We start from the raw sequence: 17,173 nt of genomic DNA on the forward strand, positions 1-17,173 counted from the left end.
TTATTTTTTTTCCGCCACGAATTCACGAATTTTATTTTTTAAAATCTATTCGTGAAATAATTTCTAAATTATTGTTTTACCCAACGATTGTAAAATAAAATTCGTGAATTACTTCGTCAATTCCCTTCGGTCGAGCCGTGGCTATCTTTTCTTCTTCAAAACCAAAAACAAAGGATAAGAAACTATCGTAATCGCAACAATAATAATAAAACTTTTAGGGTCACTGTAAATAAATCCTCCAAGTAATGCAATAGAAAATATAATCGCAATTATAGTGGTCCAAGGATACCAGAAAGAACGGTAAGGTCTTGGTAAATTTGGTTCTGTGGTTCTTAATTTTAAAAGCGAATAATAAGCCAATCCCCAAACGATTATAGAGATAAAGGCAGCGAAAGAAAATAATACTTCAAAAGAGCCAATGCAAATTAAAAACAAACTGAAAAGAGAGGAAACCAATAGCGCAACAATTGGAGTTCCACCTTTGTTTACTGTTGTTCCTTTTTCGATAAAGAAACCGTCACGGCTTAATCCGTAAAGAATTCTTGGCGGAATCATCATAAAGGCATTCAAAATACTAATTAATGAAAAAATAGAAATTACCGTTACGATTTTGGCTCCGCTTTCTCCAAAAAGAATTTTAGCAACATCGGCAGCAGCTAGATTAGATTTGGCTAAAGTTTCGATTGGCAATACATGAAAAAATGCTGCGTTTACCAAAATATAAATGGCCACAACTAGTAAAACACCGCTGTATAAAGATTTCGGAATATTTTTACTTGGATCATCATTTTCTTCTGCAAAAAAGCAAACGGCATTCCAGCCATTATAAGTTCCAATAATAAGCTGTAACGATTTAAAAAATCCAAAAATAAGTCCGATTTGAAAAATAGAACTATCCGTTTTTATCGCTGGAACTTCAACTCCAGAATACATAAAACAAGCCACAACCAAAGCCACAAAGCAAATGACTTTTAGTAAACTGGTAATCTGCTGAATTACACTTCCGTTTTTGACTCCGCTTAAGTGCAGCAAAACAAATGCAACCAATAAAGAAATAGATAATACTGTCGAATAATGGGCCAATTGAGGAAATAAAATAATCGTGTATTCGCTAATTACGATGCAATAAAATGCGGGCGGAATAGCATTTACAATATAATCGTACCAGCCAGAAAGAAAACCGGCATACTCGCCCAAAGCTCTTTTAATATAATTGTACGATCCACCAGCTTTTGGTAGCATTGTAGCCAATTCTGAATACGAATTTGCTCCTAATAAAACATACAAACCTCCAAAGAGCCAAGAAGCAAGAATAAGCCAGTAATTATTCAACATTTCTGCAATAGTTCCAGGCGTTCTTAAAATTCCAACACCAATTGTTCCGCCAATTAAAACGGCAATATTGAAACTAAGTCCTAAACTTTTTTGTAATTGGTTTTTTGTAGAATCCGACATTCTTGAATTGGGTTTTTAAGGATTATAATTTCAAGCAAAAATAGTGTTAATTGAATTAGTATGGAGCTTAAAATAAAAATCCCAAGATTTTCGAGTGAAACTGAAAATCTTGGGATAAAATCAAAACTCTAATTCAATATTTTAGAACTTGTAACGCAAGCTTGTCATAACTTGACGAGGCGCGATTGGGTTCACACTATAATTTTCGTGAACGGTGTAATTTAATTCGTTTGTAATGTTTGATAATTTGCAAAGAATCGAGAATTTTCTCCAAGTATATCCAACAGATGCATCAATTGTAACATAACCTTCTAACGGAATTTCTCTATGGTAGATTCCATCAGGATATTTAGTTAGATCTGTACTATATTGGTCATTCCAGCCTCCTAAACGATCACCGATGTAGTTTCCAACAGCTCCAACAGATAAATTTTTAAATAAGCCTTCTTGTACAGTATAAAAGAAACTTAAGTTGGCTGTGTTTGCTGGAGTTCTAACAAGACGATCGCCTTCGATAAAACTTCCGTTTAAACCAGACGTTTTAGTATAACGCATATCGTTGTAGCTGTAACCTGCAATAATGCTAAGTCCGTCAATTGGTCTTGCAGTAACATCCACTTCAACACCTTTACTTTTAGTTTCGCCACTTAAAACTTTTACGTTTGTGTCAGTGTTTAAGCTTCCATCAGCTTTAAATTCTGCAGTTTGAGCCAAGTTGCTGTTTGTAATTTGATAAACCGTAACGTTTGTGCTTAATAATCCTTGTAAGAAATCAGTTTTGATACCAACTTCATATTGATCAATAATAGAAGGCTCAATTGGTTTTAAATCTGCTGTGGTTCCTGTGTTTGGAGTGAACGAAGTAGAGTAGCTACCAAAGATAGAAACCTCTTTTCTAGGCTGATAAATTAATCCAAATTTTGGAGAAAATGCATTGTCTAATTTTTTAGCGCCTACTGTAGGAACTGCATTTTCAGGCTTAACAGTTTGTTTTCCGCCAGCAAAAGTTTCTTTGTAAGTTGTAACTTCAGCTTCTTGCCAAGACCAACGTACACCGGCTAATACTTTAAACTTCTCTGTAATCGAAATTAAATCTTGAAAATAAACACCAAAACGGTTGGTTTCTGTTTTTGCAATTTGAGTTGCTCTAGCATCTGGAATATCATTTCTTTGTGTTGACGGATCAAAGTTGAAAAGATTGATAGTATCATAATTTGCAGGATTAAATGCAAAAGTATACGCTGTTGCAAATGAGTTTTCCCAGTCTGCACCTGTAAAAATTTGATGTTTTACAGATCCTGTATTAAAGTTTCCTTGAAGACTTAATTGATCTCCTAAGATTTGTTCTGAGTTGTCGTTTTGAACCAAAGGTCTTGTCCAGTCTCCATTTTCTTTTACAGTCGATAATTGTGCTGTAGATTTTGAAGCTCTATCATAATTCTGGAAAGAAGAATTAAAGTTTAATTTCCAGTTTTTGTTGAAATCATGATTTAATAATACCGATGCACTAGCAGATTTTGTATTACCATTAGACCAAAGTGCTCCGTAAAAAGTATTTCTAGGCAAATCAAGAATTTGTGTGCCAATAATTCCAGTTCCAAAATCAGGTGTCCAATCTGCACTTAAATAATCTCCTTGTAGTGTAATTTGAGTTTTAGGATTAATGATAAAAAGCAACGATGGATTTACATATACACGTTTGTTTTTTACAACATCTCTAAAGCTTTCTGAGTTCTCGTAAGAACCGTTAAGTCTAAATGCGATTGATTTAGTAAGACCTCCGTACAAATCAAATGCTGGCTTATAATAAGAGTAGCTTCCAATTTGCATTGAAACTTCTCCACCGCTTTTAAATTGAGGTGTTTTGGTAACTAAATTAAGAATTCCTCCTGGCGCTACGTTTCCAAATAATAACGCTGAACCACCTTTTAAGAATTCTACTTTATCTAAACCAGAAACATCTGGAATTGATCCTGCATTGTAACGGAATCCGTTTTTAAACATATTGTTTGCAGACATGTCATAACCTCTAGAAAAGAAAGATTCCTGCGCACCACCACGAGCAGAACCAACGTAAACACCGTTAGCGTTTTTAAGAACTTCGCTTAATCTAATTGCTTGCTGCTGTTCGATAATTTCAGAACCAATAACTTGAATGCTTTGTGGATTATCCATTGGTTTTAATCCAGAGCGAACTGCTGTTACGGGTTTTGGTTCTTTGGTTTTAGTAACAACTACTTCATTTAAAATTTCCCCTTTTTTATTCTTAACGGTATCGTTTACTGAAGAAGTAGATTCGGCGCTTGAATAATCTTGCGCATAAGAGGCAAAACTCAATAATCCTAATACAAATAGTAAATTATATTTCATGGTATTTATTTAGATTCAATAAAAATTATCGAGTGCAAATATAAATAGACATATTCTTTAACAGGAAATTATGAAGTGGATTTCTTACTTAAACCTTTCTTAGTCTTTTCTTAAGATTTGCTTAAGGATTTTCTAATGTTATTTTAATTTTGTATTTAAAACAGATTAAAATGCCTCATAGGATATTCTAGGAAGGTGTTTTATAAAAAAAACAGGGCTGGCTCATTTTTGAGTCAGCCCTGTTTCAATTGAAATTAAAACCTAAGAATGAGATTTTCTGAAATTATTTTACAGCAATTTGGTACGTTGCCATTTTCCAGATTTCATCGTATTTTTTTCCGTTATGTTCACCTGCAGATTTCTCTGTATAAGCAAACTCAACCATATAATTTCCTGACCAGATAGGAGTAAAAGAGATTTCTCCTTTATCATTTGTCCATAATTCTTTTTCCCATCCGTTTGGAGCGATTACTTTAATTTTTTGAGATTTTGCAATAGCACCTTCGTATAAAGCAGAAACATTGATTACAGTATTTTTTTTCGCAATATCGGCATTTTCAGAAAAAACGCTAATTTTATTATTGTTAGCAGCAGCTACATTTCCAGTCGATTTGTTTCCAACAACAACGGTTGCGCTTGAATTGTAGTCTAATTTCATTGTTCCGTAAACATCTCCAACGGTATGATGCATAACAATGGTATAAACTCCGTCTTCATCTGGTGTAAAGAAAGCTTGGTATTTATTATCTAGAGCTTTAGAAGTTAGTTTAGTTTCTTTTTTTGAAGGAGAAATTACTACTAGAGAAAAATCTTTTAGATCAGAAAACCATTTATCAGCTTTTGTAATATCATTATCAGAGAATTCTCCAAAATAAACAGAAATTTCCTGAGCTTTTCCTTTTGTTCCCGTTGCTTTGGTTTCAATCCATAAAGCATGAGCAAAAAGCTGAGGTGTAGCAAAAAGCATTAGAAATAAAAAGCTTAGTGTTTTTAAAGTATTTGATTTCATAAGATCAAGTTTAAATTATTAGAATGATATTTTTTACAAACATAAGTCTTATTTAGAATAATTAAAAATAAAACATTAAAAAACCTCGAAATTCATTTCATATGGAACCTATTTCGAGGTTGTGGAAAATATTTGAGTAAGAAAACTAAAGTCTTACGGTTAGGCTTACTAAGAAGTTTGCTGGAGTTTGAGCCATTCCATAAGAATCCCAATATTTTGTGTTGGTTAGGTTGTTGAATTTAACTCCAAGTCTCCAAACGGGTCTGTCGTAAAATACTGTTGCGCTATAAATCGAATAAGAAGGAGCATAAAAGCTTTCGTCTTCAAATTTATACTGTTTGTCTACATAGTTTCCTCCAAAACCAAATCCTAAGTTTTTTAAGGTGTTTTGAAATTTATACGAAAGCCAAAAATTCACCACATTTTCTGGTGCGCCGCTAGCCTTGTTGCCTTCAATTAAAGGGTCAGACGATTTAACGATACGATTGTCATTATAAGCATAACCAGCCGTCAAGTTTAAACCGTTTATCGGATTGGCAATGAATTCAAAATCAATTCCTTTACTTACTTGTTTTCCGTCCTGAATGTTATATCCATCTGGTTTTGTTCTTGTAGCATTATCAATTGTAATGTTGTAATAGCTTAGTGTTGTGCTTAATTTTTTATTGAAAGCTTCTACTTTTACACCACCTTCATATTGATTAGCATAAACTGGTTTTAAGATTAATATTGATCCATCTGGCTGATTTACCGGACCTGAATTTTGAAAACCATTCATATAATTTCCAAATAAAGAAACCTGATCTTTAACTACTTCATAAACCAAACCTAATTTTGGAGACAAAGCAGTTTGGTTGTAGCCCTCTGTATCTTCGATTTTTTTCTGAACAAAGTTATCCAGACGAAGACTTAACATTACAGATAAGCGATCTGTAAAACTAACTACATCTGAAGCATAAACACTAAAAGTCTGTTCATTTGGAACGCCAAATTGCATTTCTTTCAATTTTGGGTCTACATCGCTTTTTCGAATTGGTTCAAAATCTGTTGTTACATCTATTAAATCCAATACTTGTGTGGTAGCATATTTAAATGTTCCTTTTGTAAATCGGTAATTAATACCTGCTAATAATTTATGTTTGATGCTTCCTGTTGAAAATTCGCCATTAATATTTTCCTGAAAATTGGTAAAATTATTATGAATTGGTCCAAAACGGGATACCATTCTTTGAACTTCTGTTGGCGATTTCCATGCAGTGTAGTACTGATAACTATGATTGACACGTTCGTCTACCAATGAGAATAGTGTTGTAGATTTCCAGTTGTCAGAAAGTTTATATTCTGCCTGAGCAAATATTTTAGGAGAGCTTGTTTTAGCATCAAGATCATCTGCAAATAAGCTCGTTCTGTAATCTACTTTTAGATCTGTTGGGTTGGTAAGTCCTGCCGCATACGAACGTCCGTAAGTAGGGCGTGTGTTGTTGGTATTGAAAATCTCGGTGTCTAAACTCAGCGTTAACCTATCGGTTGCTTTATAAATAATACTCGGTGCAAATAAGACTGTTTTATTAAAACCATAATTTAAGAAACTGTTTTCTGTATTTGCCGAAGCGTTCATTCTAAACAAAACTTTTTTATTCTGAGTCAAAGGCATATTAAAATCTACCGCGACACGCTGTAGTCCAAAGCTTCCTCCTGTATAAGATATCTCTGTTTTGCTAGTTTCAAAAGGCTTTTTGGTAACTAAGTTTACAACTCCTCCAAATGAAGAAACAGAAGAACCAAACAAAGTTCCAGAAGGCCCTTTTAGCACCTCAATTCGTTCGGCATTATCAATTGAGATAGAGCTTCTCCCAGAAAGAGTCTCCATGCCGTTTCGTGCGTTTACACCAGTGCTGAATCCTCTAAAACTAATTTCAAGTCCGCCAGAAGGATATATTTTTGAGATTGCGCCCGTAGCATTTTGAACCGCGCTTCGTATGTCTACCGCAATTTGTTCTTGTAATAGTTCTTTGTGAATAACATTATAAACCTGAGGATTTTCCAGGTTCTTTAGTGGCATTCTGGCTACATAATCGGTCTTTTTTGATAAAATGCTTTTCTTGCCATTTACGATAACTTCATTCAATTCCTTATTAGAAACCTTAAGCTGTAAATTAATTGTTGAGGTTTCATTTTCTGTAACTGTAACTTCAGTTTCTGCGGTTTCGTAACCTGCCAAAGACACTTGGAGTGTATAAGAATTGGCTTTTACTTTATTAAAATCAAAAGTACCATCGTCATTAGAAACGGTACCGTATTTTGTGCTTTTAAGAATAATATTTACACCTGCAGCAGCATCGCCGTCTGAGGTGGTTATGGTTCCTTTTATTTTTCCGTGGTTTTGTGCAAAGGCAGATAAAAACGAAAATAAAAAACTGATTGAAAATAGAAAACGTGTAGTTTTCAAACTGAGGTAATTCATTGCTATTTATTAATTGGTTTGTAAATAATATTTATTTAGAATAAATAAAAACAATGCAAATGTAAAAATTAAAATAACTTTAACAATTTTATTTTTTTGTCATTTAGTTTTGAAATTGTTAAATGTTGATTATTGAGATAATTAAATGAAATTCTTAGTTGATGTTTTAGCGAGATAAAGTTTTAAAGCCTTAATTTTGCAGTCTGAAAAATGACTTCATGATTTTACCATTCTTTAAAAAGATTCAAAATACGCCTAGAGGATATCGTATTGCCAATACTGTTTTTTTCTTTCTTTCTGGTTTTGGATATTCTTCGTGGGTTTCAAGAATTCCACATATACAAGCCCAATTAAAATTGTCTGAGGCCGAATTTGGTGCAGTTTTATTTGCTTTTCCGATAGGTTTAATGCTGACAATGCCTTTTACAGGAAAACTATTAAATAAATACAGCAGTCGTTATATTATGCTTCTTGGCGCGGTTATGTTCAATATTGCGCTGTCGTTGCCTGGTTTGGCGGCATTTGTTTGGCAGTTGGTTATTATACTTTTATTCTTCGGAGCTTCTCGTAATATTTTCAATTTATCTATAAACGCACAATCTCTGGAAGTGCAGAAACTATATCCAAAATCTATAATTACGCGTTTTCATGCCGTTTGGAGTATTGCCGTTTTCTCGGGTGCGGGATTAGGTTATGTAATGGTGACGCAGAAAATTGCACCATCGCATCACTTATTGGGAGTAAGTATTTTTATGCTGGCACTGACGGCTTGCTTTTATCCGATGAGTATTCATAATGAACCTGTTCCAGTTAAAAAGAAGTTCTTTTCGATGCCAGAAAAAAATCTGGTAAAATTCTCTCTAATTTGTTTCGTTTCTATGGCTTGTGAAAATACCATGTACGACTGGAGCGGAATTTATTTCGAAAATATATTAAAAGCTTCTCCAAAATTAACCAGTGCGGCATTCGTGTTTTTTGCTTCGGCAGTAACGTTAGGTCGTATATTTGGAGATTATGGAGTAATGAAATTTGGAACTAAAAAAATCTTGCTTTATAGCGGAATTTTAATTACAGCTGGTTTCGGCGTTTGTTTTATTTTGCCGTATGCATATCCAACAATTTTCGGTTACGTTTTAATCGGATTTGGGGTTTCTTGCGTGGTTCCGTTGGTGTTTAGCATTGCAGGAAGATCTTCAAAATTAAGCAGTGGTTCTGCTTTAACTTCAATATCAACAATTGGTTATCTCGGATTTTTATTAGTTCCGCCAATGGTTGGATTTATCTCTGAATATCTAAGTATGAAATGGGCGTTTCTTGTTATGGCGCTTCTCGGAATTCTGATGATTTTTATGGTGAATAAGATCGGGGAGAATGAGTAGTTTTTTAAGTTACTAAGGTTCTGAGATGCTGAGGTTCTAAGGTTTTTTTATTTAGAAAATGAACTATTTTTTGACTATTTTTGTTCTTGAGCCAGTATTTTTTCTTTTAATTTCTTATCATGTTGTATACTTTTTATTTTAGAGTTAAGTATCCAATAAATAGCATACCCAAAAGCAATTGATATAATTACTGAAAATAGATTGATACCCCAAAAAATCAAAAAAGCAATAATTAGAATTAAAAAAAAGATTTCTATATAATAAGTTTCTTTTTGTTGAGTGCGTTGCTTTATAATCATGATATTACCACGTCTCTTGCCAATTCTTTCAATTACTTTTTTAGTAATTCCATCAATACTATACATTTTATCAAGATCAGATATAGTAAGGCAAATACTAAATTCGAGCTCTAGTCTTTTCATAAAAGCATAATACTTTTTAACTCCTTTGAAAGAGTTTTTTATATTGTCCTTTTTATGTGGAGGAAATGTTAGGAAATCTAGAAAATGAGATTCTTCAAAGTTTTCATTTGGCTTTTGTCTTTCTTCTTTAAAAATTTCAATAATCTTTTCTTTTATTTCAATTTCGGTCATTTCTTTGCATTTAATGACGTTTATATTTTCTTTGGATTTAAGAAAATATTCCTTTCATTTTTCTTTTTCTGTAATTTTATAAAATATAGTTTGTCTTCCTAACTATATAATCTACTTCTTCGTCATAACAAACTTCTCAGAACTCGGTTTTCCATTCATGTTCCCAGAAATTTCTGCAGTTAAAGTATTATTTGCTCCTTTTGTATAAGTAATTTTTTGAGGATAATCGTGTTTTGGATTCTCAAAAACCAATTGCTGATCTGTTTCTGAAGTAGAAGGGAAGAAGACTGGTTTATCATCGTTTTGTCCTTTTACAGTTGCTTTGTAAGTAAGGGTTTCCCCTAGCTGAGCCAAAACAATTGTTTCAAAATGCAAAGTGTCTTTTCCTTTTATAAAGTAAGATGAAGCACTGAAAGTACTGTCGTTTAGTTTTTGCCAATTTTCAGATAAAATGCCTTCAGGAGTTTTGTTTTCCCAGTTTCCAATTAACCAATCTGCTTTTTTGATTTTATCTTTTTCAATGGTTTCTTTTTTCTGGCATGAAACTGCGGCTATAACAAGTGCTAAAAGAGTAATTTTCTGAAACATATTTATGAGGTTTTTGATAGCACTAATGTATGAATTTTTTTTTAGCCACGAATTCACGAATTTTTATTGATAACCGGAATGGGGAGTTTTCTGCGAATTTTTCGAATTATTATTGAAGAGTAAAATTATTTTTAGCCACAGATTAAAAGGATTAAAATGATTTTGTCTCACGCAGATTTAGCAGATCCAGCAGATTTATTTTGTACTCCGCATTATAAAAATCTGTCAAATCTGCTAAATCTGCGAGAAAAAATTTGTGCAATTATTGATTAAAACACAGATCAAAAAATCAATTTAATCCTTTTAATCTGTGGCAAATAATATAGACACAGTAATTTAAAAAAATAATTCGTGGAAATTCGTGTAATTCGTGGCTAAAAAAATCAAACGCTTGCACTCAAAATAGAGTAAACCAATTCCTTAGTTGGTTTTTGATCTTTTAGTTTTTCGCGAACTTCGTCAAAAGTTACTTTAAAATCACAGCCCGATTTATATTCGGCGCAACCATAAGCCGTTTTGCCTTTTAGGATTGTTCCTTTTTTACATTTCGGACAAACCAATGCATCTGAATTTTCTTTGGGTTCGGCTTTTTTATCCGTTTTCTTTGGTTCCAATTTCAGTTTGTAATTTTCTTCAAAACGAATTAAGCCTTCCACAGTTCCAGAATCGGTTTTAAAGCCTTTTATGTTTACTGTAGAACCCTTTTGAACCAATCGTAAATACTGGCTTTCGGTTATTTTTTTATCATGAAAAACAAAAGGCAATACAAAATCGCAACCCAATTTGTACTCGCTGCAGCCAAAGGCCGATTTTCCTTTCAGTATCTTTCCTTTTTGGCATTTCGGACAAGTTTCTGCTGAAATTCCAGAGGCTTTCTTTTTCTCTTTTTCCGCTTTTACAACTGGTTTCTGAATCGTTGCCGCATGCGAAATATTGGCGTGCTTGGTTTCGCTTCGAACTTCATAAACCAAAGCTTCAACCATGCGTTTCATGTTTCTAATGAAGGCCGCTGCGGTAAAAGTCCCTTTTTCAATATCTTTCAATTGTTTTTCCCAAGTTCCTGTAAGTTCGGCCGATTTTACTAATTCGTTCTGAATCGTATCAATCAATTGAATTCCAGTCAAAGTGGGTAAAACTTGTTTTTTGTTTCGAACAATATATTGGCGTTTGAAAAGCGTTTCGATAATATTGGCACGTGTTGACGGACGACCGATTCCGTTTTCTTTCATCAATTCGCGTAAATCTTCATCGTCAACCTGTTTTCCTGCGGTTTCCATAGCACGCAGTAAAGTTGCCTCTGTAAACTGATTGGGCGGTTTGGTTTCTTTTTGAAGAAATGAAGGTTCGTGCGGACCTTTTTCGCCCACAACAAAACTCGGCAGTAAATCGGGTTCTTTTTCCTTTGCATTCGGATCTTCAAAAACAACGCGGAAACCTTTCTTCAAGATTTCTTTTCCCGTCGCTTTAAAAGTCACATCGGCAGCTTTTCCGATTACGGTCGTGTTGGCCACCAAACAATCATCATAAAAAACAGCAATAAAACGTCTAGTAATAATATCATAAACCTGCTGCTGATTATGAGGCAGATTATTTTGAACTCCCGTTGGAATAATCGCATGGTGATCGGTTACTTTTTTATCATTGAAAACCTTTGGCGATTTTTTGATTTTTTTTCCTAAAAGAGGCTCAGTCAATTCGGCATAATTGGTTAATTTCTGCAGAATTCCAGGTACTTTCGGATAAATATCACCGGGTAAAAAAGTCGTATCAACTCTGGGATAGGTAATGACTTTCTGTTCGTACAAAGTCTGCGCAATTTTAAGCGTTTCTTCGGCAGAAAATCCAAATTTTTGATTGCAATACACCTGTAAACCAGTTAAGTCAAAAAGCTTCGGAGCATATTCATTTCCGTTCTTTTTATCAACAGAAACGATTTCGAAATCACTTTCTTTTACTTTGGCTGCGATAACTTGTCCGTCTTCTTGGTTTAGAAAACGACCTTCTTCATAACTAAAAAGCGTTTCTCTGTATAAAGTCTGCAATTCCCAATACGGCTGCGGTTTAAAGTTTTCGATTTCTCTAAAACGTTCTACAACCATGGCCAAAGTTGGCGTTTGTACGCGTCCGATAGACAAAACTTGTTTGTAGCCGCCATGTTTTACAGTGTACAAACGCGTGGCATTCATTCCTAAAAGCCAATCTCCAATAGCTCTAGAAAATCCGGCGTAGAATAAATTATCGTAGTTGGCAGAGGGTTTTAAGTTTTCAAAACCTTCTTTAATAGCTTCTGTGGTAAGAGATGAAATCCATAATCGCTGAATTTCGCCTTTGTAATGCGCTTCGTTCATCACCCAGCGCTGAATCAGTTCTCCTTCTTGACCAGCATCCCCGCAGTTGATAACCACGTCGGCTTTCTCAAAAAGACTTTTAATGATTTTAAACTGTTTTTGAATTCCTGAGTTTTGAACCACTTTGGTTTCGAACTTTTCAGGAAGCATGGGAAGATTGTTCAAATCCCAGCTTTTCCAATGCGGTTTATAATCGTTGGGTTCTTTTAAAGTGCATAAATGTCCAAAAGTGTAGGTTACAGCATAACCATTGCCTTCGTAATAGCCATCGTGTTTGGTATTGGCACCCAAAACAGATGCAATTTCACGCGCTACACTTGGTTTCTCAGCAATACAGACCTTCATTTTTTCTTTTCTAGTTGGACATGCGAAACTACGGATTTTATGGGAAAGGGACAAAGATTATTAGAATGAAAGGATCAAAGTTTCATAAGGGCAAAGAGGCATAGGTTTCTTTTGGATTATTGATTTTTTAGCAATTTTATACTATTTAATTCAATCGAGAAAGGTCTAAAAAATATCATTATAGCCTAAAAGATTTCCTATTGAAATAGTAAGAAATACCAAGCCAATAACAGTTACTAAAATTACTGTACAACCATTAGAATGGTCTTTTATTATAAAATTTTCGGGTTCTTTAAAATTGTATTGAATTTTAATATTCTTGTTTATGTTTTCTTTATATGTTTTAAATTTATCTAAATCTGATGACGAATGGATAAAAGGTTTTCCTCTAAATGTTTTTCCATCAGAAGTTTCAAATTCAATGATAGGTGTTTTAAAACCTTCACTATCGCTTTCGTAAGAAACAATTTTACCAAAACACTCAATTTTATTTTTATTTAATTTTTTTAAAACTAAAAGAGTATGAATAGAATAATAGGTGCATGCAATACCAAGCAATAAAAAACAAAGCACAGGTTTAAAAAACATGCAAATAACGAAAAGGATAAAAAAAGGCAAAGAAATTTGATTTTTCGGATCAAGTGTCATTTTGAGAAATACTTATTTTAGTTGTAATTTTTCTGATTGTAATGTTTTGATTTAAAATTGAATACATGTTTCTAAAATCCATTCTGTCTTCATAAATCGGCTAAACTTTAAAAATATCTATACTCTTCATCCAGAAAATTTCCGATTCTAAAAATTGAAGTTTGGTCTTAACAACCTTATCGCTTTTATCTCTCGGATTTTTAGTAATAAATCTAGCGGTTGAATTATTGAAATCTAAAGTATATTTTGAGTCAAAATCTTCTTTTTTGTTTGCTGAAAAAGTAATCAGATTGTCTATTGCACTCCATTTTCCTTTTCCGTATTTATTGTCTTCCGCTGAATTTCCGCCTTGAATTTTCGAATACGAATGAAACAGAAAAGTTCCGTCTGGGTTTAAAGTCAGTTTATATTCGATTGTGTGTTTTTCTTTTTCAGAAAGTGAACGAGAATATTCGCCAACAAATTGATTGGATTGTGCGGATAAAGTAAGGTTGAAAATTGAGAAGAATATTATTGTTATTAGCTTCATATTGTTATTCGTTTGATTTTCCTATTTATTTTTATAGTAGGGAAAAACCCAGAGATCATAGCCATCTGGAGCATAAGTCGAACATTTTTCCAATTTGCAGATTTGAAATGAACGAATTACACTTTCGTAAGCTGTTTTTTTTTCCAAATTTTAGATGAATTCCTTTCTTTGAGTCTTCTGCTTTCATTATTTTTTGAATTTCCAGTTGAAAGATTTTTAAAATACTATCATCATATTTTTCGTTTCCATTCAATTCAAATGATACAATCGATTTTGTTTTTATATATTCTTCTAAATTATAACCTAATATTTTTTCGATGTCTTTATCACGATACTGAATATAGGTTGCTTCTTCTCGAAAAATATTGTTTTTAATCATCCATAAAAAGCAAGAAGCAATAAAAACAACAAGAAACGTCCCATAAATGTAAAACGGTTTTATCTTCATTAGATGTGGTGCTAATTATTAATCATCGGATCCAAATTAAGATCTTTATTTCTTAAATCTAATCCACCTTCGTAAACCGATTTTAGATTTGTGAGATAAAAATGCCAACCGTTGGAACAGCCCAATCTAATGTATTGTTTAGAATGATCATCTGTTGGAATATTATAATGGCGAAGTTCTACAATCGTATAGTCGTCTTTCTGGCTTAGATTTATATCTACAAGACAGTTTTCTTCAAAAGTAAATTGCAATTGATCTATTCCATTGGCAGAAACGATTTTTCCTGACATAGCATCATCATACAAATACCAAAGCCATTCGTACGTATTATCTTTTTCTGCGTTTTTGTCTTTGCTTATAGATTCCTGATTAGCTCCAAAAAAAGATACTTTTTCGAGAAACCATTTTTCTAACTCATTCGCTTTTGTCCACGCATCGTAAATGTCTGAAAGTTGAGCTTTAACGGCTATTTTTTTGGTGAAAGAAGTCCAATCGAAGTTTTTCATTATGGTTTATACTATTTTGAGGTTAGAGGAAAGAGACCTACAATTAAACATTGATTAAAACAAATGTAAGCTATTTCTTCTTACTTTTTATTTCAGAAAAAAAGCTGCAGAAAATGTTTCTCTGCAGCTTTTAAGTTTACGCTTGATATTATTTATTTCTTTTGTTTCAAATGCTTGTCTAGAAATTTTTCCATGGCGCCATAAAAATCAAAACGGTTATCTTGATTTCTAAAACCATGTCCTTCATCATTTTTAACCATGTATTCTACAACAACACCACGTTTTTTCAGCGCTTCGACCATTTGGTCGCTTTCGGCTTTATTTACTCTTGGATCGTTTGCTCCTTGTGCAATAAACAAAGGCGTTTTTATTTTGTCTGCATGTAGTGCAGGCGATGCAGAGGCAAGTAACAAACTATCTTTTTTAGGATCGCCCACCATTTCATGAAACTGATCCAGATAAGGTGTCCAATAAGGCGGAATCGTATTCATGAAAGTAAACAAATTGCTCACGCCCACATAATCTACTGCCGCTGCATATAAATCTGGCGTAAAAGTGATTCCAGCAAGTGTTGCATAACCACCATAACTACCGCCATAGATAGCAATTCTATTTGGGTCTGCAATGCCTTCTTTTTTCAGCCATTCGACACCATCGGTAATGTCGTCTTGCATTTTTTTACCCCATTGTTTAAAACTAGATTGCCAAAATTCCTTTCCATAACCGGTGCTTCCTCTGTAGTTCATCTGTAAGACAGCATAACCACGATTTGCCAAGAACTGAACTTCTGGATTAAAGTACCAGCCATCTCGTGCCCAAGGCCCGCCATGAGGGTTGATAATGACAGGCAGATTTTTAGGTTCAACTCCCAATGGAAGCGTTAAATAGCCGTGAATTTCAAGACCATCTCTCGATTTATACGTAATAGGCTTAATATGGCTCATGTGTTTCTCTTCGATCCAAGGAAACGGATTCGCAACTTCTTTAACTTTTGTAGTTTTGAAATCGTATATATAGTATTTTCCTGGAGTTCTATCGTTTCCAGCCCAAACTATAGCTTTGGTTCTGGCATCGTCGTAGTTTACAATTTCAGTTTCGTAACCTTCAATCTGCTTTTTCAGATTGTTTTTGATTGCCTCCCATTCTTTATCAAAAAAATGTTCTTCCTGTTTTTCAGCTTCCCAAGTTACAGAAGTCAAGGCTTGTTTTTTTTGATCGTAATTAACCGCATCTAAATCATATTTAGGATCGGCAAATAATTCTTTTATATTTTTTTTGCCAATTGGGTCATATTCAACCAAAACCACTTTATCCTTGCCAATATTACTTAGCGCATAAATGTTTTTATTGTCTTTGTTAAAAGAAGCAGGAGAAAAGAAATCTTTGAAAGTTGTCGTAATAAGAGGCGTAAAAGGTTCTTTGTCAGAATTTCGATAATTCCAAGTAATGTTTACGCCGTCCGTTTTTGAAGCAAGACGAATAACGCCATTATTGTCTGTAACCCATCCGTCAAAATTTTCTTTGTTGTTGTAAAGCAGTGTTAGAGTTCCAGTTTCTACATTTAAAAGATAAGGATCAAAATACTCTTTTACCCTTTTGTTGATTTGTACAATTAGCTCTTTCTCTTTGCCTGGAACGTCAATTAGCGCGTCTATAATATCACTTCTAACACCAGGAAAAGGCGTTAATGCTTTTAAATCGGTTCCATCTGTTTTTACCGAAAAGAGTTGGAAATTCTCGTCTCCGCCTACGTCTTGCGCATATATAATTCGGTCGCCTTTCCAGAAATAATTGAAAATGCTTCGCAAAGTGTCGTTGGTTACACGAACCGCTTTGGTGTCGTTTACTTTCTGAACAAAAACGTTGGTTTTTCCTTTATAATCGGCACGATAGCTAAAGTAATTTCCGTCGGGCGAAATCTTGAAAGAGCTTTTTTCTCCATTCTTGAAGAAAGTCTTTACATCAATTAATGGGGCAGGTGTTTCTTTTGGCTCCTGTTTGCAGGAATTTAAAGTGATTGCCAAAAGAACTAAAATGGATAAAATGGATTTTTTAATCATGTTTGGTTTGTTTTTGGTGATTGATGAATTATAAAACTACTCTGGGAAATGTATTGTAATGGTATTGATAATCTGTTTTTTATCAACTCAAAAATAGGAAAAAGTTTGCAATATAAATGGAGTTAAATTATTTTGCTGCTTTATTTGGATTGCACTAGAAAATTAAAGCGAGTTCTCTTGATGCTTCATTTTTTTGTAAGATAAAAAAGGCGTATATTGCCGAGATAATTTGATATTATAATGGTCACTGCAAATTTTTATTTAATAAATAGTTCTTTAATGTGCTTAATGTGCACGTTATTGTATTTGCATGACGATACTTTCTTAAAAAACTCAAAAGAGTTTATTTCTTTAGCCCTGTCACAACTCTAGGCAGGGGATATTTTACTATTTAATTTTTATTATTTAATCTCATTTTTATTCAGGATAGG

At 33.6% G+C, this 17,173-nt stretch carries 13 protein-coding genes; 1 reads left to right on the forward strand and 12 read right to left on the reverse strand.

Going from position 1 to position 17,173, the window contains the following annotated elements:
* Positions 1-141: 141 nt before the first annotated feature.
* The 4 genes from NCC77_RS09035 to NCC77_RS09050 form a co-directional block, all read right to left on the reverse strand.
* Complete coding sequence (locus NCC77_RS09035; protein WP_250835274.1) at positions 142-1,455, reverse strand: APC family permease; 1,314 nt, start codon at positions 1,453-1,455, stop codon at positions 142-144.
* Between the two features lie 141 nt (positions 1,456-1,596).
* Positions 1,597-3,825, reverse strand: a complete 2,229-nt coding sequence (locus tag NCC77_RS09040) for a TonB-dependent siderophore receptor (protein ID WP_250835275.1) — start codon at positions 3,823-3,825, stop codon at positions 1,597-1,599.
* A 283-nt stretch (positions 3,826-4,108) separates the two neighbouring features.
* Complete coding sequence (locus NCC77_RS09045) at positions 4,109-4,834, reverse strand: DUF4198 domain-containing protein (RefSeq protein WP_250835276.1); 726 nt, start codon at positions 4,832-4,834, stop codon at positions 4,109-4,111.
* 145 nt (positions 4,835-4,979) lie between these two features.
* Positions 4,980-7,298, reverse strand: a complete 2,319-nt coding sequence (locus tag NCC77_RS09050) for a TonB-dependent receptor (RefSeq protein ID WP_250835277.1) — start codon at positions 7,296-7,298, stop codon at positions 4,980-4,982.
* A gap of 218 nt (positions 7,299-7,516) precedes the next feature.
* Between NCC77_RS09050 and NCC77_RS09055 the strand changes: the two genes are divergently transcribed.
* Complete coding sequence (locus NCC77_RS09055; protein WP_095929814.1) at positions 7,517-8,677, forward strand: MFS transporter; 1,161 nt, start codon at positions 7,517-7,519, stop codon at positions 8,675-8,677.
* A gap of 74 nt (positions 8,678-8,751) precedes the next feature.
* Here NCC77_RS09055 and NCC77_RS09060 read toward each other — a convergent pair whose 3' ends face one another.
* From NCC77_RS09060 to NCC77_RS09095, 8 genes are all read right to left on the reverse strand, one after another.
* The gene (locus tag NCC77_RS09060; protein ID WP_250835278.1) at positions 8,752-9,270 is read right to left on the reverse strand and encodes a hypothetical protein; all 519 of its coding nucleotides are present in this window, start codon (positions 9,268-9,270) and stop codon (positions 8,752-8,754) included.
* A gap of 111 nt (positions 9,271-9,381) precedes the next feature.
* Complete coding sequence (locus tag NCC77_RS09065; RefSeq protein WP_250835279.1) at positions 9,382-9,858, reverse strand: DUF6265 family protein; 477 nt, start codon at positions 9,856-9,858, stop codon at positions 9,382-9,384.
* A 383-nt stretch (positions 9,859-10,241) separates the two neighbouring features.
* Positions 10,242-12,551, reverse strand: a complete 2,310-nt coding sequence (locus tag NCC77_RS09070; RefSeq protein WP_250835280.1) for a type IA DNA topoisomerase — start codon at positions 12,549-12,551, stop codon at positions 10,242-10,244.
* A gap of 165 nt (positions 12,552-12,716) precedes the next feature.
* Complete coding sequence (locus tag NCC77_RS09075; protein WP_250835281.1) at positions 12,717-13,124, reverse strand: DUF3592 domain-containing protein; 408 nt, start codon at positions 13,122-13,124, stop codon at positions 12,717-12,719.
* A 175-nt stretch (positions 13,125-13,299) separates the two neighbouring features.
* Positions 13,300-13,728 carry a copper resistance protein NlpE gene (locus tag NCC77_RS09080; RefSeq protein WP_250835282.1) on the reverse strand — a complete coding sequence of 143 codons (429 nt, stop codon included), beginning with the start codon at positions 13,726-13,728 and terminating at the stop codon, positions 13,300-13,302.
* 55 nt (positions 13,729-13,783) lie between these two features.
* The gene (locus tag NCC77_RS09085; protein ID WP_250835283.1) at positions 13,784-14,176 is read right to left on the reverse strand and encodes a hypothetical protein; all 393 of its coding nucleotides are present in this window, start codon (positions 14,174-14,176) and stop codon (positions 13,784-13,786) included.
* 11 nt (positions 14,177-14,187) lie between these two features.
* Positions 14,188-14,682 carry an SRPBCC family protein gene (locus NCC77_RS09090; RefSeq protein ID WP_250835284.1) on the reverse strand — a complete coding sequence of 165 codons (495 nt, stop codon included), beginning with the start codon at positions 14,680-14,682 and terminating at the stop codon, positions 14,188-14,190.
* Between the two features lie 152 nt (positions 14,683-14,834).
* Positions 14,835-16,742 carry a S9 family peptidase gene (locus NCC77_RS09095; RefSeq protein ID WP_250835285.1) on the reverse strand — a complete coding sequence of 636 codons (1,908 nt, stop codon included), beginning with the start codon at positions 16,740-16,742 and terminating at the stop codon, positions 14,835-14,837.
* Positions 16,743-17,173 lie beyond the last annotated feature (431 nt).

It is taken from the genome of Flavobacterium tyrosinilyticum (assembly GCF_023656565.1).
In the GTDB taxonomy this organism is placed as follows: domain Bacteria; phylum Bacteroidota; class Bacteroidia; order Flavobacteriales; family Flavobacteriaceae; genus Flavobacterium; species Flavobacterium tyrosinilyticum.